Raw genomic sequence first — 24,018 nt, 5'->3', positions numbered from 1 at the left:
TTTGCCATTATGTTACTTTACGGCACATGAGCATTTGCACCTGGGTTATCATTTCCGTAACCTTCGAGAAGGTTTACAACACCCCATGCGCCCAGACCTGCGCCCAGGGCGATCACAAGGATCTTCAAAGTATCAATCGCGCTTGCAAAAAATGCCATAATGTTCCTCCTTTAATTTCAGAAATTTTAATTTGTGATATGGCCGTATCAGGCCGGAAACAAAAAAAGCCGCCGCACTGTTTTTAGAAAAAATCTGTTTCAAACAGCACGGCGGCATGGGGCAGGAAAAATCCTGCGGTTATTTACTTTTCAGGGAGAATCACGAATCCTCAAAAATCCTCCTTTCATCGTGACAAAAACAAAGCCTGCCAGGGCGTCATGCTTTGACAGGCAGGAACAACTTTATAAAGTCTGGGAAGCCAGATCTTCGGCTGTGACTTCATAATTGCGGTATCGTTCACCGGGACGCATCGGCATCCGGGTAGAAAGAAACTTTTCGATATTAAAAGCGTTCTTCTCATTAAAATCGGAAAGCAGTTTGTAATTTGGGTGTTTGGTTATATCATATTTCCGGGAGAGGAACGGCCGCACACCCCTGATCTGCAGCAGACATTTACCCCCGTCCATGACTGCCAGTTCATCCACCGACATCAGATCCTTTCCCAGCTTTTGAAAATTTTGTCCGTGGGATTCCTGATTGCCCTTTGTGACACTGGTGTTATACAGGTCGATGGTCTCTTTCCCCAATAGGGAGTTCCAGCTTTTTAAGGTGGTTTCTTCTTTGCCTCCTAAGAAAAGAGAGGCGTCACAGTTACCGATGATGGTGTCCATGTTGTCTTTATACAGGGCTTTGAGCTGGCTTTGCGCCTGCAGCACCAGGCAGGCAGAGATCTCACGGCTTCGGATGGTCGCCATAAGACGCTCCAGGTTCGGGATCTGCCCGATATTTGCCGCCTCGTCGATCAGGCAGCGTACATGGATGGGAAGCCTTCCGCCATATACATCATCCGCCCGCTCACACAAGCGGTTAAACAAAATGGAATAGATCAGACTGATCAAAAATGCAAAGGTTCCGTCCGTGTCACTCATAATAAGGAAAAGAGCAGTCCGTTCATCTCCCAGCATATCCAGATCCAGTTCGTCATACATGGTAATTTCCCTGACTTCTTTAATGTCAAAAGGAGCCAGTCTGGAAGCACAGGAAATAAGGATCGACTTGGCTGTTTTTCCGGCAGCGAGCTTATATTTCTTATATTGACGCAGGGCAAAATGATCCGGGTCTTTCTGTTCCAGCGCGTCAAAGAGAAGGTCAACGGCATTTTTGAACGACTCATCATCCTCACGGACTTCCATTGCGTTCAGCATTTCTACCAGTGTGGCAAAATTCTGTTCGTTTGCCGGAGCCTCATAATAGATATATCCGATCAGTGCCGTATAGAGCAGGGTTTCTGCCTTGACCCAGAAATCGTCTCCGGCTTTTCCTTCGCCTTTGGTATTGGCGATTAGGGTAGTGACGATCTTCAGAATATCTTTCTCGGAATGAATGTAGGCGAACGGGTTAAAGTGCATACTTTTCTGGAAATTGATCGTATTGAATACCCGTATTTTATAGGACTCATAGATGATCTTTCCTTTTTCATTACGCACAGGCTTTCCGTCCTTGTCCAGCTTTGGTGTGCCTCGCTGCAACATCTTTCCGCATTCCACAAGGACTGTACCTTTCGGATCGGTGACGACGTAGGAACTGTGCATTTGCATCAGATTGGGCTTGATGAAAAAGCGCGTTTTTCCCGAACCTGATCCTCCGACTACCAGTACATTTTTATTTCTTGCATTGGCCGGATTTTTGGGCCTTCCGTTTAACATCAGTCCTTCACTTTGGGTAAGAATGATATTGTTTTCCGGATTTGGGTCCATAAACGGGGCAATATCGGCTTTATTTCCCCATCTTGCAGAACCATATTCCACATTTTTGCGGTATTTCTTAGCGTCTTTCCCTCTAAGATAGACTGCCAGCCGCATAATGGCTGCACCGCAGAAACCGATCAGCCAGTCCATTGCCGCCCCCGGCCACATACTCTGAAACGCAAGGGCAAAGCCTTCGGACAGTCCTAACAGCTTTTGGGAAGCGTCTGCTCCGGGAGCCAGCCGCACCGCTTCGCCCAGCTTGGCAAATACCAGAAGGAACAGAACATAAGGCAGATGGAGAATGACCTGTTTTTTCAATGTTTCTGCATCAATCTTCATCGTTCCGGTCCTCCGTGTTCTTTGTTCTTTACACGGTCACGGCCAAGCGACTGTGCCAGTTCTTTGAACTTATGAAGCTGTGTAAGCAGCGACGGTCTGGTGCTGCGTGTAAGGTCTTTCTTTGTATATTCCTTAAAAGCTGCCGTCAGTGCATCCGCCTGGTTTGCCTTGAAATATACCGTCCATTTTGGGGGATCGGTCCCAAGTTCCTTTTCTATATGGTAGCGTACCTGATGTTTTCTGGCATACCGTTCAAAAGAGCGGATTCGCCCTGAAACTTCAATGGTTTTGGCTCCGGGGTCTTTATAAGTCAGCCGCTTCATGCTGTTGCGCCCGACTTTTGGCATTGTGCGTTCCTGTTCCATCTTTTGGAGTACCGCAGCAATAGCCGCACGCAGTACCCGCCCTGACAGTTTTGCTGCCTGTATAGAAACAGAAACCGTTCGTTGTTCGAGTTCTTCCTGCAAGAGCATCCTCCTTTCTGATAAAATCGGTATTTATAATATGGAAATAACTTTTTACCGGCTTTCCCCAAGAACCTGCTGTCGGGAAGCGTGTTCAAAGGCTTTTGCTGCCTGATCGACCTGAATTTTAGCATGTTTCAAAAGCGTCTTGATGATCGTAGCCGGGCGTTCCTGTTCCTCCAGATGATCGACCATCCCTTTGCACTCATCCGGGAGGTATGCCGCCATATCTTTCAACACATCGGTAAAGTTACCCATAAAGCCCCAGCAGCTATCCGACAGCTCCCCGTTTTTATAAAGCTCAAACCCATAACATTCGCCACGCAGATAGGAATCATAAGCGGCGACTTCGCTGCGCATCAGTGCGTCCGCTTTCTGCCGGATGGCGCCGGTCATCTTGTCAGCGTCAAATTCCTTTAGGGCATCTTCTTTGGAAACATAGATCCAGCCGACCTGTCCGCTGTCCCATTCTGCATGAGGAGCCCTGCCTGAGAAACTTTCTGTACTCATGGCAAGACCTGAGTGGTCGTAGAGATAGAGGGGGAGCATCAGATACTTTTCCGAAATTACTTTCTGCATTGCTTCATCGATCGCCCGTTCCTCTGTCTTTGGTCCATGCCGGAAACGGCTGCTTACAATGTTTACCATCCGTTCATAGCGTTTCATGCCGGCTTCATCATGTCCTACGGTATCTAAATACATTTCCCGCAGGAAGTCATCTTTGTCCATATGGTTGTGATGGTCGCCCAGCGCATAGCGGGGATGAAAGCATACCATCGTCCCAAAATGTTCATCTACCTCACGGGGAGAGATCAGAATATCGTCTGGCTGCACCATAAGGGCATAAGGTTCATTTACTGCCATTAACATAATTGGCTCCTTTCTTTCTACAAATCCGGGCCGGAATGGTGCATCATCGGTTTTTCCCGGTGCTCATTGGTTGCAGGCTGCTTGACTGCAATGATCTCGCCGGCAAGCCTTGCAAATTTTTCAGGGTACTTAAACTGCTCCCCATATTTCTCCATCAGATCCGGGGAAAGGTCTGTAAAATTTTCCTCGCCAAGACCAACGATCAGAAAATTCCCGGACACAATATCATAGATGTGGCCGTCATCGTCAAAGAGAGCTCGGTTCAAAGGCAGCCCCATCAGCTTGCCTTCTTCATTGCAGATCAGAGCCACCGGGTCCTCATACGGATAGACCGCCTGAATATCTCCGCCCACTGCCGCCTGCAAGGATTTCAGACCACTTTCGATCTCCGCAGCATAAGGGGACTTGCCCGGCTCTACCATTAACACTTTCATAATTGTATATCCTCCTTCTTTTTCATTGCCGTACCGGGAGTGGTTGGCGTTTTTTCCTGAGTTTTTGCCACAGAGAGCTTCCCCAGGACGGAAGGCTTCTCCTGGTTTTCGGGTGTAAAAATACCGCCCTCCGAAACCTCGGCGGCGGCATGTTCCGTTTTGGCCTGTTCCAGTCCTTCAACCGTATAGCCAGGTAAAAGAGTACCGTGAACCATAAAATGGTGCTCATATTCTTTCGGGATCGGCGGGGAAATTTCCGTGAATAAATGGGAATAGGCTTTCTTTCGCCCGTCCAGGTATTTTATGGCTGCGTTCTTATCTGTATATCGTTTCTGGTTTTGTCCGGCAATCTTTGCTCCATATCCCTGCTTCGGGGAATGAATACGGACTTCCCATGTCACATACCAGGCAATCGGAACACTCTGTTTGGTTTCTCTGTCATATTTCGTATCTTCCCAAATACTGCAGGTCATCTGATAGACCCGGTTGCTGATTTTCTGATCCGCCCTCCAGTTATCGGTGTCTTTCCACTGATTGCCGGTATGTTCAATCTCAGGTGTACGAAGATATTCCAAAGCCCGGTTGATCGTCTGTGTTGCCTCTGCCTGCTGTTCCCACTGTTTTGCGGCAGTCACCACGATTTCATAGGCTTTCTGCTCCCCGTCGATACTTCCCTGGCGCATGGCTTCCAGGCTATCTATTCCCATTGTGATCAGAGTAGAAATATCCACATTTTCACAAACTACGCTGTGTTCAATTTTAAGCTCTGATCCCGGCGTCAAGTGGTCGCCATACCGGTAGGCATGGTAATCCCTGTTTTCTTCCAAAATGCTGTTCACCTCCTGCTATATTTCCGGCTCATGGTTTTTTCTGGAAACCGTCTGAGCCGGCGATTTTTTATCTGCCGGTCTGTTTGCCGCAAGCTGATCCATCACGGAAGGACGGCCGACGCCGAACATGGATAGCTGCCCGTCCGCTGCCTCACGAAGTTCAGAAACAGAGAGGGGAAGCGTTACATCAGCATGGGTCAATAGCTGTTCCCGTTTCAAATCCTGAATGATCTCGTCAAAAACGGCGTTGATCGCACGGCGTTCTTCCCCCACAGGGAAGGCTTTCAATACCTCCATTTCTCCGTCTTTACCGGAAACCAGGGTAAGGGCACAGTCGGCATGGCCTGCCAGATAATCCGATGTGTAGGGCAGTTTGTCCTTGATATAACAGGCAAAGGCTCTGGCTGTCATTTCCACATTGCTGTCCCAATAACCGCCGTCTTTTTCACATTCTTTTCCCATGCGTACCGAATTACGGTAAAAATCAGTTTCCGTCCGTCCAATCTGCGGAGCTTCCTGCGCCTGCATCCCGGAAAGCATACGCTCAAAAATTTCCAGCCGTTCCCGTTCACTTTTGGGAATTACCCGGCCGGTAACATTCTTCTTAAATGCGCTGATCTGTTCCACAGAGCCGGGTTCGCCGGACAAAAATGCTTCCCGCAAGACTGCGTAGGTTTCCATCTGTTCCTCATTGCCATACCGTTTCAGGGAGGCAAGAACCGAGGAATCCAGCCAGCTTGCCGCATTTTTCCGGGTGCGTTCTGTTTGTGCTTCCGTGCGCTTTGCTGCCTGTTCCGGTGTTTCCGGTTTATACTTCATGGTGTCAATGAGTTTTTGGAACGGCGCATAGAGGTGGGGCTGTTCTGACAGCATCCCTTTTGCTCCCATCTTTGTACCAAGATAATCGTCAAGTCCATGCCACCATTCATGTGCCAGGGAACCGGCCCCGTGCATTTTTGTAAGATTGATGACTGTACGCAAAGGTTCATAATGAGCTGCAGCATTGCCGCTGCCTCTTGCACCAAAAGCGATAGCAAGTGTTCCCTGATAAGCAATATCTTTATCGCTGATCTTAAGGGCTGACGCCAGATCCTTTAGTGCTTCAAATCCCATGTTAAGGGAGGTCTGCCGGTCGTTCTGGTTCATCCAGTTTCCAAACTCACCGCCGCGGAACCCAAAGGTATCAAGATAATGCTGTCCGGTGATCTCCACGCCATTCCGATAATCCGGTCCGGTACGTTTGACATGGGCAAGCTGGGGAGGGACAAAACGGATCTTTCCGTTTTTGTTCCTGCCTTTGGCAAGTTCCTGCACCCATTTCAGGGCAGCTTCTTTGGTCCCAAAATTGGTCCGCAGGATCGAATAGCCTTTTGTCACATAGTAGGTACCGGGTTTCCAGTCCCCATTTTTAGAATAGGTCTGTTTCCCGTCGTTGAAGTGGATCGCATAACCTTTCGGTATTTTCTGCTCTTTGGAAACACAAAACTGTTCCTTTTTTGCTTTCTGAGTAAAGTTGCGCTCAAAATATTCAGCCGAGCGGATCAGCATGGTATTGGACAATTTGTTTGTGATCACGGGATTGTCCTGTCCCTTTTTCGTTGCCCGGTAATGGATTCCGCTTCCCCAGCCCTGTACCTTTTCTAAATATCCATTGTCAACGAAAAAGCGGTCATAGGCTCTCACAGCATCCTCCGCAGTACGGACATCTGAAAGCACTGCCTGCAATTCCCGAACTGTTTTTATATATTCCTTTTGTCTCGCGGTCCGTTTTTCCGGGGTGTCATCCGTGCGGTAATACTGAGGGGAAGCGTTTAAGCCGTCCCTCGCTTTTTTGATAAAATAGACCACGCCAAGAGGAATCCCTTCCTCCAGTATGGCTGCATAGTCCGGCTTTTTCCAGACATTATCCTTTTTCACAAATTTTTCGGCTTCGCGCTCATTCATGGCTTCCAGATCATCTGCATACAGCCCGCGGTCTTTCCACAGATCTTTTTTAGCACCGCCGATCTTTTCGCCGAAATCTTCATGCACTCCTGCCAATCTTCATCACCTCCAGTCAGTGTAAAATTCTTATCGCTCCGGGGCAGGGCGGCGTTCTTCGTTTTTGTGAAGTTGTGGGAGGTTTCCTGTGAGCCGGTCAGTTTCCCTGCGGATCAGTTTGTCCAGAGCGCCTAAATCCTCCGGTGCAATGGCAAACTCCCGGTAATTTTCATACCACAGGCCCGTAGAGATTGCCGCGATGGGCGCAATTTTCTCCGAACCGGATGGAAGAAGGCGATACACAGGGGCTTCGTCATAAAGAAGCATCTGCTTTGCCGTTCCCTGTGGTATGCGGTACTTATCCATATCCGGGTTCTGGGCTGCCTCCATATATTGCATATTCAGGCGTTCTTCTAAATCCTGGGGCATATAACGAAATGCCTGATCCATCCACTGTCTGAACATCGTGGAATAGTGGTACTGCCATTCCGTAACTTGATTCGGGGCATAAGAAAATCCCCAGCTTTTCAGAGCATCTTTTTCGTAAAGCTCCATTCCAGTCCATTCTTTCAGGCTGACCGTAGCCACTGAACCATCTTTGCGTTCGATATTGACGCCGCAGGGATAGAGGATATTTCGTTTTATATCCTGCCGCAGCGTGTCTAAATCCATCATCAGGACATCTCCGTACAAGTGACCGCCCTCTCTGCGATCCGTATGAAACAGGAAAGCCCTCGCTCCGATAAACTCCGTTGTTAAGATCATTTGATGAAGATCTGCCGTAGAACAATAAGCAAACAAAGCGTCGGAAAGCCACATGTGATTTTTCCCCATGATGGCAATGGAATCAGCCCCGGCATTTGTCGCCAGAGAACGCATATTGAATTCGCATTCCCTGAGAAAATCTCCGGCAAAAATATGGAGCTCATACGCAAAGACGGATAAGTCTGTATCGCGGATCAAATGAATCTGCGGTAGTGGTTCCTGATCCAATCAAATTCCTCCTTTCATGTGAAGCAGCTCTTTGACCTGCTCATTTTCCGCAAACGGCTGGCTATCTGTCTCCGCCATTTAATCAATCCCTCCCATCTGCCGGTAGCTGCCCGCCGGCAATCTTGCCGACAATCTCCGGACCGGTTTCATAAATCTGCATGAGGCGTTTTGCTGTGCCGCAGGGCTGTGCAGCTCCGCTGGTCCAAAGACGCACTGTGGATGGGGCAACATTCATCAAAAGAGCAAAGCCCTTTTCGTTCATGTCCAGCTTTTTCATCAGCGATTTAACCATATCGGGGCCGTAGTCTGGACACCGGGAAGCCTCGGCAATCATCTGCAAAGCGGTATTTTCAATTTTTTTCATTTTCAAATCCTCCTGTTATTTGTTTTCCAGCCTTATGCCGGAGCAAAGCTGATCTGGTTGTGTTTCATCCTTTTGGCAAAATCCGGCAGCGAATAATTTACCCCGTCAATTTCTGCATGGGTGTCATCCAGACGATGACAAACAGCAAAGTGCCTGTCCCCGTTTCCATAGAACAGGCAGAGTAAACCATTGTCGGGAATGGAAAACAGCGCTTTTCCGGCGCTGTCTGTAAAGCAGATATGTTGAGATCCATTCATGTTGAAATCCTCCCTAAATTGAAACAGCCGCCTCTTTTGGGCGGCGTTGGTGCTGGCTGGTTTGCAGTTGTTCCCGAACCAGCAGCAATTTCTCATTGTAATCTTTTCCCATCCGGGGAGGGTTGACACTTACCCGGATATGACGGAAACGTTTATCCTCGTGAAGCATGGTCTTGATTTTCCGGGCATTGACAAATCCGGCAAGGTCGTGGTCCATATAAAGGGTAACACGCCGTATCTCCGGGTGGCGTTCCAGGAAAGAAGTCAGCGCCACATGGGAAGTACCGCCCAAAGACAAGCGATAACCATTCCATTTCCATCCCTCCAGCTCTTGAAGTGTCGCATGGGAAAGCGCATCAATAGGAGCTTCAAAGACTGCCACATGCCGGCTGCCCGGACTTTGCGGGGGATAACAAAAGTTATATCCTTTGTCGCTGCCATAGACATCCTTTTTGAGATTGCCGCTGATACTGCGCATACAGGCAAACTTCGCTTTCCCGGAATCATCTTTCCCAACAAACACACAAACCGGTTCTCCATGATACCGGGCTTCGTAAAAAATCCCGGCTTGTAAACACTGGCGAATGACTTCTGAGCTGATCCCCCGTTTCTGCAAATAGGAGACCGCAGCGGTCGCGCAACGTCTGGCCCAGGGGAGAGCGAATGTTTTCTTTTCCGGCTCTTTTGATACCTGTATTTCTGCCGTACTTCGGTAAGCCGGTTCCTGTGGGATTTCGCCACCTACCAGAGCATGAACCGCATCCACAAGACCATATCCCCGAATCTGGATCAGGTAGTCCAGCGCATTGATACTCCGTCCGCGGCTGTTCCAGTACCAGTACCTTTTCCCGGTCACATATACCAGACTGTCATGCTCCTTATGCCGGAAATTAGGTCCATCCTGTTTCAGCACGCCGGGTTCATGGAATTGCAGGTAAGTAAACAAGTCAGCTTCCCGCGCTGCCTGAATCTGTTCTTTGGTTACGCCGGGCATAGTACCGGCACAGTGTTTCTTTTCATTGTGCTTTGCCTCCTTCCTGTGATGAAATGAAAAAAGACACCCAAAGGTGCCTAACAGCCGTACAGGTCGTGATTGACCTCGGCACGGTAATAGCTGTCCATTGTAGCCGGGGCATTATACAGCGCCGCCAGCAGATACGCTTTGATGTTTCCGACCTTCGTTGTGTTCTTGTCGATACAGTCAAAGACATACTCTAAGTGGCCGGAATTGATCTTCAGGAACCGGCTCTTGACAATCTCCCTCGGAAAATCATCTCCGGCAATGCGAATGTAAGGGCGTTTCGACAAAATCACTTCAAGCATAAGTTCAAGGGCTTCATCCAAACGTTCCCTGCCATACCGTAAGACCAGTAAGTCATATTCAATATTTTCTTTGATGATTTCACGATAGGCTTCTATCAGCTCTATCCGATCCATCCCATCCGTGCGGTTTGCCGCTTCCGGCTCTGCCGGATAGATTGATGGATAAGTTATTGATTTATCTTTTTTTGATTTTTTTGTTTTTAATGGATTAGTATTTAATTGTGCCGGATTTTCCTGTTCAGGTTCCGCCTGTTTAGGTTTTGCCTGTTCTGGTTTTACCTGTCTTGGATTTTCCCGTTTAGGTGAAAGCCCTGTGTTTTCGGTACTTACAGGCTGCTCATGGATCGTATATTCAATGTCTCCCAACTGCCCGTTATCATAGCGGAGGCGCTGTCTGGTGAGATAACCATGCCGCTCCAGTTCCTTCAGGGCAGTAGTGATAGAATCCACACCATCCTTGCAGATATGGGCGAGTCCCTTTGTGGTATAATCCCAATCTTCCGGCAGCGACAACATAAGTGATAAAAGCCCCTTTGCCTTTAAGGACAACTCCGTATTGCGCAGATGGTGATTGCTCATTATCGTAAAGTCCTTTGTTTTCTCTACACGGAATACTGCCATTGTACCGCCTCCTTTCTTCGACTATTCCGTTACAAGGCATGATCCCTGCGGTCATAATGGAGATGACCGTCAGAGACCTTCGCATGGTTTTTCAGTTTCACTTCGCCCCGTTCCTGGCTCTCTAAAAATTTCTGATAGCCGGCATCTGTAAGGAACAAGCGCATCTTATCGCCTTTGTCGCCAACAGGGGAATCGTAAGACAATACATCAAAGACGATCATGTGCTTTACTTCTGGATCAAAGCGTTCAAGTGCCATGATGTCATGCCCCTTCAATTTTTCTGCCCCTGATTGTTGTCTGGCCTCGGCGATCTTTTCTCCAATCGTCCGGGCTGGATAGGGCAGACGGTAATTCTTCTGAATATCTTTTACCAAGTCCATGCACTCTGCATTTGACAGAACACGAAGTTTTGCCATAAGACCTTCTGCCGCCTCCCGCTGTTCGGAATTATTTGAATACCGCACGGTCATATAAAGTTCATTCAGGATCTTTGTCTGATAATCGCCCTCCACTTGAAAGAGCAGCTTTTTTTCCATTTCGTTTAATTCCATGTGGATCTCCTTTCTCTCGAAAATGAGTATGAAAAAAGGGCGTCCACCTATAAAAGTGAAACGCCCACGGCAACCAGCGGTCAGACATAAAGCCGGACCGCTGGCACTATTAAATTTTGTCGTTAATAAAACAGCCTCCTTTTTTCTTTATAGTTTTCGTCAATTTTCAACTTGGAAAAGGAATTGAATAAAAGACGACAAACGCTCAAACCCCTTGAAAATAAAGGCTTTTTCTGTTTGTCGTTATTATACCGTAACGGCATACCTACACCAGCAACCTGCTCTCGAATGGAGCTGCTCCGAAAGATGTACAGGAACTGTTAGGACATTCCGATGTCAGTACCACAATGAACATTTACGCTCACTCAACAAGAAAAGCAAAGCGGGATTCCGCAAGACTTCTTGATAAAGTAGCGAGCAACGCTTAAATAAAAATTTCCCTTATTTCCCTTGCGGATTCCTCACAAGGGTAAAAATAAGGGAAAATACATATCATTTCACTATCTAAGGGGCTAAAAAGCCTGTAAAATAAGGAAAACTCAGGAAATCTCTCCACAAATTCCGATTTCTATTTTTGTTTCCATAGCATAGTGTACTCTTTTTCACCAGTATCTTCATCTAAACCTTCACATTGAATAATGAACCCTTCTCTTTGGTAATTACTTTTCTTACATTGATAAAATGATAGATTGTCAGCTCTGCAAACTGGAATCTGATGCTGTCTACCTCTTATCCAATCCATTTTTTAATTTCAAAATATCTTTTCTGATTTTTTCAATGACTATCTTAAATTTCTCATCACTTTTTCCTGTTGGATCTTCAAGTCCCCAGTTATCATCAAACGGTCTTCCTATAAATGGACATCCCACATTACACCCCATTGATATTGCAATATCCGGATTTGGAATATCACTAACCAGCTTACTGAACTGCCCATCTGCTTCCATATCTATATTATATAATTCCTTCATAATACGGACAGCATCTTGGTTAATCTGTGGTTTTGTTTCTGTACCCGCCGAATAACTTTGAAACACATCTGATGCCAGATGTCTTCCAAAAGCCTCAGCAATCTGACTTCGGCAGGAATTATGGACACAAATAAATGCCACTTTTACATTACTCATGAAATGGACACCTCTCCTTTATACACTGCTCATTAAAATCTGTGAATCCACATTGCATTTGTTCGTATTGCAATGTTACTCCATAATGAGCATTCACATAATCAATACCATTCTTAAATGCTATCATTGCATCTCTCTTGCAACATCTTGGTCCGTTTATGGCTCCTAATTCTCCGATTGCTTTCGAGGTAAACTGCATATGATTTCCCCATGTTCCATCTGTTGAAAGCGGACCTGTTCCGTCGATGATTGCAAGTGCAGCGCCAATGGATGTGATTGCTCCGCATATTCCCCATAAACCGCACATTGCTCCCGGCATCCGAAGTCCTTCTGACATCAGCCTGTCCAATGCCTGTTCTAAGTCTATCTCTCCACCTGCGTTTTTGTAGGCTACTAGCAAACTTGCACCATCTAATATATGGTGTTCCGGTCCATGAATGCTGATATATTCCTTCTCTGCAATCTGCTTAAAAATAACAACCGGATTTGTTCCCTGTTCTTTCTTTATATCTTTTACAATCAGTTCTGCTTTTTCTCTTACTGTCATAGAAACCTTCCTTTCGTCTTATTTGCAATTCTTACAAGCATAAGCATTACCGGAACTTCTGTTAAGACACCCACAGTAGTAGCAAGTGCAGCCTCACTTGTTGTTCCAAACAATGCAATCGCCACTGCCACCGCAAGTTCAAAGAAATTAGATGCTCCTATCATTCCTGCAGGTGCTGCAATATTGTGTGGCAGTTTTAACAGATAACACGCTACGTATGCGATTCCAAAGATCAAAAATGTCTGAATTATCAAAGGTATTGCAATCAGTATTATGTGTATAGGATTTTTCAGAATAACTTCCGACTGAAACATAAATATCAGCACTAATGTCAATAGTAGCCCTATAGTTGTAACTGAATCAAATTTATTTAAAAACTGCTGGTTTAAATAATTCTCATCATGTTTTCTGATTACAGCCATTCTGGTAATAATTCCACCAACAAGCGGTATTACTACAAAAAGCACGACACTTAAAAATATTGTATTAAAAGGCACTGCTACATTGGACACACCCAGCAGAAATTTCACAATCGGTCCAAATGCAAAAAGAATGATAATATCATTCGTTGCAACCTGAACGACAGTATATACCGGATTCCCTTGCGTCAGACTGCTCCATACAAATACCATTGCTGTGCATGGTGCTGCACCAAGCAATACTGCCCCAGCCAGATATTCTGTAGCAAGTTCAACCGGAATAAATGCCCTGAATAACCCAAAGAAGAACAAGCATGCAATTCCATACATTGTAAATGGTTTGATCAGCCAATTAACGATCCAAGTCACAAATAATCCTTTCGGATTTTTGCTGATATACTTGACACTTTTGAAGTCCACCTTAATCATCATTGGATAAATCATAATCCAGATTAATACAGCCATAGGAATAGATATCCCTGCATATTCAAACTTATTTAATATATTGGGTATCATCGGAAAAAAATGTCCTATGGATACACCGATGATCATGCATAGAATGACCCACACAGATAAATACTTTTGAAAAAACTTCATCTTAGCATTTCCCCTCTAACAACAGCTATCTTTTTTGTCACAGCATGACTCACATGTCAAACTGCCAATAAAATTCTTGAATTCTAATATAGTATCACAATTCAAAGAGTAATGATGCCATTTACCTTCTTTGCGATCATTCACCAATCCACATTCCACCAGTATCTTCATATGATGAGACAGGGTTGGCTGTGTAATTTCAAATTTTTCCAAGAGCCTGCATCCACATTTTTCGCCATCTGACAACATTTGCACTATTTCTAATCTGTTTGAATCTCCAAGTGCCTTGCAGATTAATGCAACATTTGTTAGTTCCATTTCATTTACCTCGCATTGATATTTATCTATGTGTGTAGATTAGCATATACATAGATAATTGTCAATGTGTTTTTATAAAATAAAGCCATACATTTTCATGTACAGCTTTAAAAACAGGAATTTGATGTGTGCTTTATAAATTTTTTCCGATCCACTCAAGTTCGTTCATGGAATCCTTATTTTTTTCAAGTTCATCTCTGGCTGTTGCGTAATATGATTTTTTGAAAAGCATATCCCATGAAAGATATTTTGCCATACAGTCAAACTGCTTATCAATCAGCTCATACTGGATACTGTCTACGGGAGAACCACCTACAACAATCGTGCCCACTTTTTTATTTTTTAACTGCAATCCACGGCAGTAGCACTTATCAATGACTAATTTCAATTGTGCTGACATTCCCCACCAATAAACTGGCGTAGCAAAAAGAATCATATCTGCGGTAGCAATTTTATCAATTGTAGGATTTGTATCATCCTTATCGACGCATCCCTTAGAGCATTGACAGACACCACATCCTTTGCATGGTGCAATGTTGAGTTTGTCGGGTTCAATGATTTCAATTTTATTCTTTTCTGACGCTCCTTTTATAAATGCATTGATTGCTGCCAGCGTATTTCCTTTTCTGGCACTTCCATTAATGATTACAATTTTCATGCGTGTATCCTCCAACTTCCGATTTGCACATCAAATCGTTTTCTTCATTCTATCACAACTTCTATTAATCCGCCATCAGTCTTTCGAACCAGGTATCCATGACAATGATAAACTGGCCTACTCCTGGCAATTCTTGCAGCATTTCATCAAGAGTTTTCTGTTTCACATATTTCTGCACATACACCCAACAGGCAACGCTACTGGCTTCTGATACAATGTCAGCTATGGTTTTGCGCATAAGCTCTTCAAATTCAGCAATTTCTTCTTTTGGGACAACATCATACAAGGTTGGTGCCTGATGACTTAATTTTACTCCATTTTCATTTGCATCTTTAAGCAGATTCTTAACTTTTTCTCTTGAATTCTCCGGTACTTTCATGTACTCCCACATAAATGCTAGCACGCCATTGATCTTTACGCTTTCAACTAGCTCCTGCATCTTTTCATCATCTAGCACCTTGAACGGATGATTTTTAAACGGATGGATCTTACTAATCTCTATCTCCATTGCAGATTCTTCATTTACCACACCAAGCAGTTCATCAATGCTTGCCAGTTTAATCTTTTCGCCACTTCTATTTTTCATTCTTCAAAACCTCCTGTGTTAAGTTCATATAGGCCTCTACAACCTTTCCTTTCGGACAATATATGTAGATGCTTTTTCCCTCTGCACTGGTCTCAGCAGCTTTTACAGACATCGGGATCACATTTTCAAATACCTCGATCTGGCTTCCGTAGGTTGTGTGTACTCTTGATGCAATGTCCCTTGCATAATTGGTTCTGAAATCTACCATAGTCAGGAGAATACCCTCAATCGCCAGTTTTCGGTTCAGTCTTTTCTTTACTGTAAGAATTGGTCTTGATCAGCTGCTGAAGTCCTTTAACAGGCAGATATGCGGCCTGCACAGGTATCAGAACAGAATCAGAAGAGACCAGTGCATTGATTGTCATCATACCAAGGCTTGGCATACAGTCGATCAGGATATAATCGTATCGGCATCTTATCGCATCGATATATTCCTTCATGATCATTTCTCTGCTCATAACATTTCCCATCATTACTTCCAGGGCAGAAAGCTCAATATTTGCCGGAAGTAAATCTACATTTTCCTGGTGATGTAAGATACCATCTTCCAGAGAGATTTCTTCTTCGTTGATGACATCCATCATGATCGTTGCCAGTGTGATGCGAAGATCATCCGGTTCCTCATATCCAAGACTTGCTGTTAAACTTCCCTGTGGATCCGCGTCGATCAGCAACACTTTTTTACCTTCTCTTGCCAGTCCAATGCCTACATTTACGGTTGTGGTGGTCTTTCCAACGCCGCCTTTCTGGTTTACTACGGATATAACTTTACACATGATTTCTTCCTCCTTTAACTTTCCCATGATTCTTTTTTCCATAATTTCAACAGTGCCAGTATTTCCCGTTTCATCATTGCCGGTGTATAGGAATTTGGAAAATACTTGTGTAACTGCTCGTTTGTGAATGCCACTCTTGTGATCTCACCCTTTTTCACTTCACACATGATTTCTTCCATCTTTTCTAGCGATAACTGTTTTTCTTTACTCAGCTGCTTTATCCGCTGGGCCTGTGAGAGTGATGGAATCGCTTGTGCATAATCCATTGCTTTAAGCAGTTCTCTTTGTTCATTTTCTTTCAGTGCTGCTATCTCCACGGCCGGACAAAAAGAAATAATCTCATCATCCAGCTTCTGCAGCATTTCTGGTATAAGCTTTGTCAGTGATATATAACGTTGCACTTGTTTTGGGCTATCACCACAATTCTCACTGATAATATCTATCGATCGTTTTCTTGGTTTTTTGTGGTCAACTTGGCTCTTTTTTCGACCACTCTTTCTTTTTAGTACGTCATTTTTCAGTTTGTAAGCAAAAGCTTTTTCACTGTAACTGATCCGTTCTCTGTGAAGATTGGAATCTACCATACTTAAAATGGAATCATCTTCACTTAATACCCGGATAATTACCGGTACTTTACGGTATCCCAACTTCTCCGCAGCATGTTTTCTTCTGTGGCCGGATATGATCTCATAGTATCCATCCGGTACTGGTCTAACGATCAGCGGATTTAAGATGCCATACTTCTCAATGCTTTCCTGCAGAAGAAACATTTACTTATCATCTTTCACTTGAAACGGATGCTCTTTGAACGGTCGAAGACGCTCAATCTCAATTTCTATGATTCTTTCTTCGTTTTCTCCTGATTGTCTGTTTGGCTCAGTCATCTTGACTCCTTTCCTCCAGGATTCAGGATACTAAAAAATGCCTGCCTGGAACTTTTATAGATAGTAAAGTTCCAAACAGACATTGCTGTTTGACCATTAGCTGTAGCTAATAGAAGTGAATACTGTTTCAGCTAATTTATGTTTGCAGGTTTGGGAGAAATTGTTTCTTTTCCCGCCTTTTCTCTGATTTACATCCCCGAATAAGGGGTGACAACAGAGCGGAACCCAAATGTTAGCTAGACTTCCTAAAAACCATGTTTGCAAACCGGTAATTTTGATTAGCTGTCAGCTAACAAAAATCGGATTGCGTTAGCTGGAAATTGATCCTTTTGAATGGAATTTTGTGTCACGAACGTGTTTAGAAAATAACAAAAGCGTTCGTTGTCAGCTAATCCAGCTAACATTTTCGAACGCTTTAAAGCCCGTCCATAAGAGGATTTGAACCTCCGACCCCTCGCTTAGGAGGCGAGTGCTCTATCCAGCTGAGCTATATGGACATATATGGTTGTGAAACATTTCGAACACTTCCAAAAGTTTCACAACCATTATTTTACTATATTTATTTTGAAATTACAAGAATTAATTCTAAATTCGAAAACTTAATAGTGCAGCTGACCCTGCAGCCAGATTGTTCCTTTGAAGCGGCGTCCAACTGCCGGTTCACCGAGAAGATCTTTGCTGTTGATGCAGATATCAAACTGTATATCATTGCTCTCTATAGTCATCTGGCAGATTTCTTCACCTGTCAGGATATTCTTAAATTTCATGATATCCAGAATCTCACCAAGAACATTATACTGATCACATTCGATTCCATAAGGCATGAAATAAGAGTCCACGATCGTGAGAACATCATCTGTAACAATTCTCTGGGAAATCATGGAGTAAGTATCCATATCCTCCATTGTAAGGCTCTCCATAGCTTCCTCATCACCATTACGCGCTGCTGCGATCAGATTAGTCCTGTTTTTGGAAAGTTCTCTCTCCACCTTTACCGCTTCCTTATCCTTCTGCAGCGGAAACAGGATCTTTCCCTCAGAAGCCAGACCGGAAACCGTCACCGGACGGTCCCCCGGGTCTTTCAGGCCTTTGTATTTCTCCTGCATATATTCTGCCAGATTCTGCAGATAAAAGATCATAGTCACGCCAATACGCAAATCATCACATGCTCCTGCATAAGATTCCTTATCTGTATGACGTTCAACAGTCACTTTTTCCTTGGATGTGATTCCTGTTCCCCTGAAAAATGGGAAATAATATTCCACGTGAAACTCACCGTTCTCATCGTACTGACCACAAACGCTGATTCCACAGTCACAGCCATAATTCTTGGAAAACTGTACAAATACGCCTTCCGGATGATTTTCCACGCAAACCTTTTCATCGTAGCTTGCGATCACATCACGGATGATCTCTTTTATTTCACTTCTTCTGGTAATCTGTGAAAAACCAACGGTCTTTAAATAACTGTGCACAAGAACACCTCCCTGAAAAAGCCTGCGTTTCTCTTACGCGCGTGTCTTTTTCTCAATCTTTGTCATACCGCCCATATATGGCTGCAGAGCTTTTGGAATGTTTACAGATCCATCTGCATTCAGGTTATTCTCCAGGAAAGCAATGAGCATTCTCGGAGGTGCTACTACTGTATTGTTTAATGTATGAGCAAGATATTTCTTGCCATCTTTGCCGTTTACACGGATTTTCAAACGACGTGCTTGTGCATCTCCAAGGTTGGAGCAGCTTCCTACCTCAAAGTATTTCTTCTGACGTGGAGACCATGCTTCAACATCGAGGGATTTTACCTTAAGATCAGCAAGGTCACCGGAGCAGCACTCAAGCGTACGAACCGGAATATCAAGAGAACGGAACAGATCTACTGTATTCTGCCACAGCTTGTCGAACCACATCTTACTCTCCTCTGGCTTGCAAACAACGATCATCTCCTGTTTCTCGAACTGATGGATACGGTAAACACCTCTCTCCTCAAGTCCATGAGCACCTTTCTCTTTACGGAAGCACGGAGAATAGCTTGTAAGTGTCTTCGGAAGCTCTTCCTCCGGAATAATCTGGTCAATGAATTTACCGATCATGGAATGCTCACTTGTTCCGATCAGGTAAAGATCCTCACCTTCGATCTTGTACATCATAGCATCCATCTCCGCAAAGCTCATAACGCCTGTAACAACGTTGCTTCTGATCATGAAAGGCGGTACGCAGTAAGTAAATCCCCGGTTGATCATGAAATCTCTTGCATAGGAAATTACTGCGGAATGAAGGCGTGCGATATCACCCATCAGATAATAGAATCCGTTACCGGCAACACGTCTTGCGCTGTCAAGATCGATTCCATCAAAATTCTCCATGATATCTGTATGATACGGAACTTCAAAATCCGGAACAACCGGCTCACCAAATTTCTCAATCTCTACGTTCTGGCTGTCGTCTTTACCGATCGGTACAGAAGGATCGATGATGTTCGGGATCACCATCATATCTTTCAGAAGCTCTTCCTCAACCTCTTTTTCTCTCTGAGAAAGTTCCTCAATACGAGTTCCGGATGCAGCAACCTGTTTTTTAACCTCTTCTGCCTCTTCTCTTTTTCCCTGGCCCATAAGAGCACCGATCTGTTTGGAGATCTTGTTTCTCTCAGCACGGAGAGCCTCAACCTCCTGCTTAATCTCTCTGTTTTCTTTATCAAGTTCGAGAACCTTGTCAACCAGCTCCAGTTTGCTGTCCTGGAACTTATTGCGGATATTCTGCTTTACAACCTCCGGATTCTCTCTCACAAACTTAATGTCTAACATGATATTCCTCCTGTATTAAAAATATTCTTACTCTTTGCAGTTTTTTATTCCTTCTCAATCTCACCAAGGCCAAAGTTTACTGCTTTTCTCAAAGCTTCCACTTCTTCCTGACTAAGTACAACATAGGACTCACCTTTTACGATCTCCTTTAAATAAAGGAAACAGTTATCGCGGCTGTGAACCGCATTCAAGATCAGACCCGTATTGTTTTTATCAAGAAGCGCCAGTGCAAAGCTGAGTTTTCCACCTACATCATCAAATGCATCATACTTTTCAACGCCATATTTGCTGAACATTACATTCATATTTTTTTTGATAAAGCTGATGTCATGATCATGATCTTCCTTTGCTTCATACAGCCGGTCGATCTGTGCAAATTTTCTTACAAAAACTTTTTCCAGTGACTGTGCATCTCCGCCTCTCATAAACATCTTGTACTTCCGTTCCAAACGGCTGAGACGCATATTGCTACTCACCACATTGATCAGAAGAATGATGGTAAGGATCAGCAAAACAATGATCACAATCCCGGAATCAATTCCCATGCTTTCAAAAATCCCGCTCATTCTGCCTCCTATCTGATAGATTCGAACAGATCAATGATCCTCTCCAGTTCATCTCTGGAATAATATTCAATTTCAATTTTACCTTTGTTGTTCTTCTTTCGCTGAATGGATACCTTTGTTCCCATGATACCTTTCATTTTTTCTTCCAGGCTCTCATAAATGGCATCTTCTGCTGTGTTTTTCTCTGTTTTTACTTTTTTCGCAGGAGAAACCAGATTCTTTACAAGTTTTTCCGTCTCACGAACACTGAGTTTTTCATCAAAAACCTTCATGGCTGTTGTTTCCTGAAGAGCTTCATCAGAAATTCCCAGAAGTGCTCTCGCATGACCAGCTGAGATCATATCTGCAATTACCATTTCCTGAACTTTTGAAGAAAGCTTCAGAAGACGCATGGAATTAGTTACTGCAGTTCTGCTTTTGGCAACTCTGTCTGCGATTTCATCCTGTTTCAGGTGAAACTCTTCCATCAGACGTTTGTATGCCATCGCTTCCTCTATAGGATTCAGGTCTTCCCGCTGAATGTTTTCGATCAAGGAAATTTCTACGATTTCTTGGTCTGTAAACTCTTTTACAACAACAGGAACTTCCTTGAGTCCTGCCATCTTGGCAGCTCTCCAGCGGCGTTCGCCTGCAATGATCTCAAAATAATCCTTCTTATCGGATACCAACAACGGCTGAAGAACACCGTACTGTTTAATGGATTCCGAAAGTTCCAGCAGCGCATCCTCATCAAAATGTCTTCTGGGCTGATTCAGATTTGGTTCTACGCTGGAAATTTTCACAAGTCGTTCTGCGGCCGGATTATCTTTTTCAGTTGGTTTGTCTTTTTTTACAACTGCAGATCTTGTCTTTTTTGCAGGTTCCTTTGACGGACCGCCTGCTTTGTTCGGGATCAGTGCGTCAAGACCCTTTCCAAGGCCTCCTGTTCTTCTTCCAGCCATCACTCGTCCTCCCTGCCTATAACTTCTTCTGCCAGGAGGCGATAACTCTCTGCTCCTGTAGATCGTGAATCGTACAGATTGATCGGTTTTCCATAGCTTGGTGCCTCTGCAAGTCGTACATTTCTCGGTATGATCGTTTTGTATATATTCTGGTCCAGGTTTTCTTTTACATTTTCTACAACCTGAAGTGACAGATTTGTTCTGGCATCATACATAGTAAAGACCACGCCTTCGATCTTCAGTCTCTTATTCAATCGGTCTCTTACCAGTTCGATGGTATGTATCAACTGTGACAAACCTTCCAATGCATAATACTCACACTGAATCGGCACCAGAACGGAGGTTGCGGCTGTCAAAGCATTAATTGTAAGCATACTCAGTGACGGCGGACAATCCATGATTATGTAATCATATTTCCGGCGAAGTTTATCCGTGATCTTTTTCAGAATAAATTCTTTATCCTCAAGATCAACCAGTTCAATTTCTGCACCGGAAAGATTCATATTCGATGGTATCAGGTCAACATTATCTACAACGTTCTTTATAATGGTATCCTTGGTCTCTGCTTCTCCAAGCAGCAGCTCATAAAGGGTGTTTTCTACTGCATTCTTGTCTGCGCCAAGTCCACTGGTCGTATTTCCCTGCGGATCAATGTCGATGGCAAGAACCTTTTTCCCTTTTTCAGCAAGGCAGGCCGATAGATTGATGGCTGTCGTTGATTTTCCAACCCCGCCTTTCTGATTGGCAACTGCAATGATTCGTCCCATTGTACCCCTCCTTTTTATTTTTTTAAGGGATTTTTACTCATTGGATATCATTATAACACTTTTATTTTTAAACTGCCACATAATGTTTCACGTGAAACAATAGAAAATAGGTTTTGAATTATTTTATTTATTGTGTAGTATACCCAAACTCATTCCGGACTAAACAGAAGTTTGACAGTAACAGTACATCGATTATAAAGTCCATCAACTCCGCATAAACTTCCAGTTTTATTTGCTGTCAATCAGACTATATATTTTACGCCATAAAAACGTACCAGAAATGAAGTTCCCATTTATAGATATTTTGCTGAAATTGTTCTGATTTATCGTAATCTCGAAAATAATTCGATTTTCTCGGTATAGATATATTATCTTTTATGGAACCTTGCACACTGCTACATAGGCATCGAAATTCCTTTCTTTTACAGCATTTATAGCATTTTCAAATTTTATCTGAACGCTAAAAACATTACTATTATTATCAAGCGAATAAAAGCATCTGTAAACATATTCGCTGTTCTACACTGAATAACTGCTTCGCGATTTACCAAAAGGACTACAAGCTACTCTTCCCTGATAAGAAGCAGTTCTTCAACCACTGCTTATCGTTTCTTGCAATTGAAGCCAAAAACAGGGGGGAACTCCTGATTCGAGTCATACAAACAAAAGCATCCGCAGTTGCTACGCAGCTTTACACCGAATAACTGCTCCGCAGTTTATCAAAACTTGCTTGTACTCTTCCTGATACAAGCAAGTCACCAACCGCTGCTTATTGCTTCTTACACTTGAAGCAGGGGACCTCCTGACGCGATTAAAAACTATATCACGCTACCGTAAAGCGCATATGAGTTGTCGTTGTTGCGAAACATTTTTTAAGTCAAGCGGATAAAAACATCCTCTTCACTACTGCTCATAGCTTAATAAATGCTTCGCAGTTTATCAGAAGGAGACTGTACTTCTCCTGATACAAGCAAGTCCCCAACCGCTGCTTATTGTAGTTCACAATTGAAGCAGGTGAATTACTTGATTCGATTAAAATCTATATTAAACCTACCATAAAACACATAAGCACGAACTACAGCTGTTTTTTATTTCTGCAATTGTCAAAGATGGTGTTATAACTCTTTATTCTTAATCTGTCTTCGGATGTTTCACGTGAAACATCCGAAGATGGATTATCAAACCAATATTCATAATTGAATCAAGTGACTTCCTCGATCCGGTTAAAAATGCCATCAACGAAATCGATCCAGGACACGGTTTGACTTGTAACTGCAAGGGTACTGAACAGTTACGAACACATTATAAAATCAATGAGAAATATCAAAAAAATACTCCGATATATTCTCTCTGGCATTATCTGTATCACGAAAGCATGTAAAAAATACAAGAAACTCCCTCCACAAAATAATGTGGCTGTTATCTTTATATTCTCCAAAAGCATCTATATATAGTAAATGGAAACTTCTTTTCCCGGAGTGTTTTTATAGTGTGAAATACATGTATCTCTCGTGAAAAAATATAATATTATGAAACTGGAATTTTCGATTTTTGTTTATTTTATTATGTTTACGAAAGATTTGCGTATTTATTTCATTTTTCTTCCAATCCTGTTATATATTCGTTATGTACATGTTAACTAAAGGCTTTTTCAAGCATAGTTTCATTTTGTAATATCCAATATAAAATGTACCTGAATAAGGTTCTGGCATAGAACTGGCATAAAATAAATTTCACTTAATAGGCTTTTTTCTTCTAAATCAAGCCATAAAACACTTCCCTGCCTTCCCTTTATCCCAGTCATGCGGACAAAAATTTTTGCATTCGATCATAGTTTTACACAAAATAGCTGTTTTACAGTTTATCAGGAAGAGCACAAGTATTTTCCCACCCACAGCTTATTGTTTTTTTGTAATCGAAGCAGCTGCTTTCTTTTATTCGATCAATCAAAATTTCACATGTTTAAAGTAGGAACGGATCTATATTTTATCTTTTTGCCGTATGTGTGCAGGTGCACACTTTGCATTTCAAGGCTTTTTTATGTGTGTATACGTGTAAAGTACGTTTTATCGTACTTTTTTTTATTTAAAGTACT

The 24,018-nt window shown here is 43.4% G+C and carries 24 protein-coding genes, 1 tRNA gene and 4 pseudogenes; 1 reads left to right on the top strand and 28 read right to left on the bottom strand.

What is annotated here, in order from left to right:
- Window positions 1-29: 29 nt before the first annotated feature.
- The 13 genes and pseudogenes from DW694_RS14820 to DW694_RS14760 all read right to left on the bottom strand — a co-directional run.
- Window positions 30-158 (bottom strand): annotated as a pseudogene (locus DW694_RS14820) (Maff2 family mobile element protein); the annotation flags it as partial.
- A 243-nt stretch (window positions 159-401) separates the two neighbouring features.
- Window positions 402-2,246, bottom strand: coding sequence for a VirD4-like conjugal transfer protein, CD1115 family (locus DW694_RS14815; protein WP_005361076.1), 1,845 nt, complete (start codon window positions 2,244-2,246; stop codon window positions 402-404).
- Complete coding sequence (locus DW694_RS14810) at window positions 2,243-2,719, bottom strand: PcfB family protein (protein ID WP_286187192.1); 477 nt, start codon at window positions 2,717-2,719, stop codon at window positions 2,243-2,245. The genes DW694_RS14815 and DW694_RS14810 overlap by 4 nt, the downstream gene beginning before the upstream one ends.
- Before the next feature lie 45 nt (window positions 2,720-2,764).
- On the bottom strand, window positions 2,765-3,580 hold the full coding sequence (locus DW694_RS14805) for a hypothetical protein (protein ID WP_118141134.1): 816 nt from the start codon (window positions 3,578-3,580) through the stop codon (window positions 2,765-2,767).
- 17 nt (window positions 3,581-3,597) lie between these two features.
- Window positions 3,598-4,014 (bottom strand): DUF3846 domain-containing protein, encoded by a 417-nt coding sequence (locus tag DW694_RS14800; protein ID WP_005361068.1) that lies wholly within the window; start codon window positions 4,012-4,014, stop codon window positions 3,598-3,600.
- On the bottom strand, window positions 4,011-4,841 hold the full coding sequence (locus DW694_RS14795; protein ID WP_118141132.1) for a hypothetical protein: 831 nt from the start codon (window positions 4,839-4,841) through the stop codon (window positions 4,011-4,013). The genes DW694_RS14800 and DW694_RS14795 overlap by 4 nt, the downstream gene beginning before the upstream one ends.
- 18 nt (window positions 4,842-4,859) lie before the next feature.
- Window positions 4,860-6,875 carry an LPD1 domain-containing protein gene (locus DW694_RS14790; protein ID WP_330417138.1) on the bottom strand — a complete coding sequence of 672 codons (2,016 nt, stop codon included), beginning with the start codon at window positions 6,873-6,875 and terminating at the stop codon, window positions 4,860-4,862.
- Window positions 6,876-6,914: 39 nt separating this feature from the next.
- Window positions 6,915-7,817, bottom strand: coding sequence for a hypothetical protein (locus DW694_RS14785; RefSeq protein WP_064786909.1), 903 nt, complete (start codon window positions 7,815-7,817; stop codon window positions 6,915-6,917).
- An 82-nt stretch (window positions 7,818-7,899) separates the two neighbouring features.
- Window positions 7,900-8,181: a hypothetical protein gene (locus DW694_RS14780; protein ID WP_005361060.1), complete on the bottom strand. Its 282-nt coding sequence runs from the start codon at window positions 8,179-8,181 to the stop codon at window positions 7,900-7,902.
- A gap of 32 nt (window positions 8,182-8,213) precedes the next feature.
- Complete coding sequence (locus DW694_RS14775; RefSeq protein WP_055156485.1) at window positions 8,214-8,438, bottom strand: hypothetical protein; 225 nt, start codon at window positions 8,436-8,438, stop codon at window positions 8,214-8,216.
- 13 nt (window positions 8,439-8,451) lie between these two features.
- Complete coding sequence (locus tag DW694_RS14770) at window positions 8,452-9,384, bottom strand: DUF3991 domain-containing protein (RefSeq protein WP_242992161.1); 933 nt, start codon at window positions 9,382-9,384, stop codon at window positions 8,452-8,454.
- 125 nt (window positions 9,385-9,509) lie between these two features.
- Complete coding sequence (locus DW694_RS14765) at window positions 9,510-10,382, bottom strand: DUF6017 domain-containing protein (protein ID WP_005361053.1); 873 nt, start codon at window positions 10,380-10,382, stop codon at window positions 9,510-9,512.
- Window positions 10,383-10,411: 29 nt separating this feature from the next.
- Window positions 10,412-10,933: a DUF5720 family protein gene (locus tag DW694_RS14760; protein ID WP_005361050.1), complete on the bottom strand. Its 522-nt coding sequence runs from the start codon at window positions 10,931-10,933 to the stop codon at window positions 10,412-10,414.
- 257 nt (window positions 10,934-11,190) lie between these two features.
- Between DW694_RS14760 and DW694_RS14755 the strand changes: the two are divergent.
- Window positions 11,191-11,361, top strand: a pseudogene (locus DW694_RS14755) (tyrosine-type recombinase/integrase); the annotation flags it as partial.
- Window positions 11,362-11,501: 140 nt separating this feature from the next.
- Here the strand turns inward: DW694_RS14755 and DW694_RS17565 are convergent.
- The 15 genes and pseudogenes from DW694_RS17565 to DW694_RS14675 form a co-directional block, all read right to left on the bottom strand.
- Window positions 11,502-11,597, bottom strand: a pseudogene (locus DW694_RS17565) (GNAT family N-acetyltransferase); the annotation flags it as partial.
- A gap of 58 nt (window positions 11,598-11,655) precedes the next feature.
- Window positions 11,656-12,060 (bottom strand): arsenate reductase ArsC, encoded by a 405-nt coding sequence (locus DW694_RS14745; RefSeq protein ID WP_015526524.1) that lies wholly within the window; start codon window positions 12,058-12,060, stop codon window positions 11,656-11,658.
- Entirely contained in the window at window positions 12,053-12,607 is a 555-nt protein-coding gene (locus tag DW694_RS14740) for a DUF5714 domain-containing protein (RefSeq protein WP_015526525.1), read from the bottom strand. Before DW694_RS14740 ends, DW694_RS14745 begins: the two co-directional genes overlap by 8 nt.
- Window positions 12,604-13,623 carry an ACR3 family arsenite efflux transporter gene (gene arsB / locus DW694_RS14735; protein ID WP_118753248.1) on the bottom strand — a complete coding sequence of 340 codons (1,020 nt, stop codon included), beginning with the start codon at window positions 13,621-13,623 and terminating at the stop codon, window positions 12,604-12,606. Before arsB ends, DW694_RS14740 begins: the two co-directional genes overlap by 4 nt.
- Window positions 13,624-13,638: 15 nt before the next feature.
- Window positions 13,639-13,941 (bottom strand): metalloregulator ArsR/SmtB family transcription factor, encoded by a 303-nt coding sequence (locus DW694_RS14730; RefSeq protein ID WP_118753247.1) that lies wholly within the window; start codon window positions 13,939-13,941, stop codon window positions 13,639-13,641.
- Window positions 13,942-14,074: 133 nt separating this feature from the next.
- Window positions 14,075-14,599 carry a flavodoxin family protein gene (locus tag DW694_RS14725; RefSeq protein ID WP_114001995.1) on the bottom strand — a complete coding sequence of 175 codons (525 nt, stop codon included), beginning with the start codon at window positions 14,597-14,599 and terminating at the stop codon, window positions 14,075-14,077.
- 64 nt (window positions 14,600-14,663) lie between these two features.
- Window positions 14,664-15,185, bottom strand: a complete 522-nt coding sequence (locus tag DW694_RS17560) for a hypothetical protein (RefSeq protein ID WP_015526530.1) — start codon at window positions 15,183-15,185, stop codon at window positions 14,664-14,666.
- Window positions 15,175-15,961: pseudogene (locus DW694_RS14715) on the bottom strand (AAA family ATPase). The gene DW694_RS17560 and the pseudogene DW694_RS14715 overlap by 11 nt, the downstream one beginning before the upstream one ends.
- 14 nt (window positions 15,962-15,975) lie before the next feature.
- Window positions 15,976-16,731, bottom strand: a complete 756-nt coding sequence (locus DW694_RS14710) for a ParB/RepB/Spo0J family partition protein (RefSeq protein WP_015526532.1) — start codon at window positions 16,729-16,731, stop codon at window positions 15,976-15,978.
- A gap of 537 nt (window positions 16,732-17,268) precedes the next feature.
- A tRNA-Arg gene (locus DW694_RS14700) sits at window positions 17,269-17,342 on the bottom strand.
- Window positions 17,343-17,444: 102 nt separating this feature from the next.
- Window positions 17,445-18,320, bottom strand: a complete 876-nt coding sequence (locus tag DW694_RS14695) for a DUF3881 family protein (protein ID WP_021650156.1) — start codon at window positions 18,318-18,320, stop codon at window positions 17,445-17,447.
- Between the two features lie 33 nt (window positions 18,321-18,353).
- Entirely contained in the window at window positions 18,354-19,649 is a 1,296-nt protein-coding gene (gene serS / locus DW694_RS14690) for a serine--tRNA ligase (RefSeq protein WP_015526534.1), read from the bottom strand.
- A 44-nt stretch (window positions 19,650-19,693) separates the two neighbouring features.
- Entirely contained in the window at window positions 19,694-20,215 is a 522-nt protein-coding gene (locus DW694_RS14685; protein WP_015526535.1) for a DUF4446 family protein, read from the bottom strand.
- A gap of 8 nt (window positions 20,216-20,223) precedes the next feature.
- A complete protein-coding gene (locus DW694_RS14680; protein ID WP_015526536.1) occupies window positions 20,224-21,156 on the bottom strand; it encodes a ParB/RepB/Spo0J family partition protein in 933 nt (310 codons plus the stop codon).
- Complete coding sequence (locus DW694_RS14675) at window positions 21,156-21,923, bottom strand: AAA family ATPase (protein ID WP_015526537.1); 768 nt, start codon at window positions 21,921-21,923, stop codon at window positions 21,156-21,158. The genes DW694_RS14680 and DW694_RS14675 overlap by 1 nt, the downstream gene beginning before the upstream one ends.
- Window positions 21,924-24,018 lie beyond the last annotated feature (2,095 nt).

This window comes from Ruminococcus sp. AM26-12LB (assembly GCF_003480785.1).
Lineage (GTDB): Bacteria > Bacillota > Clostridia > Lachnospirales > Lachnospiraceae > Blautia_A > Blautia_A fusiformis.
Note: the sequence above shows the minus strand (reverse complement) of the source record. Positions and strands in the feature narration are given on the sequence as shown.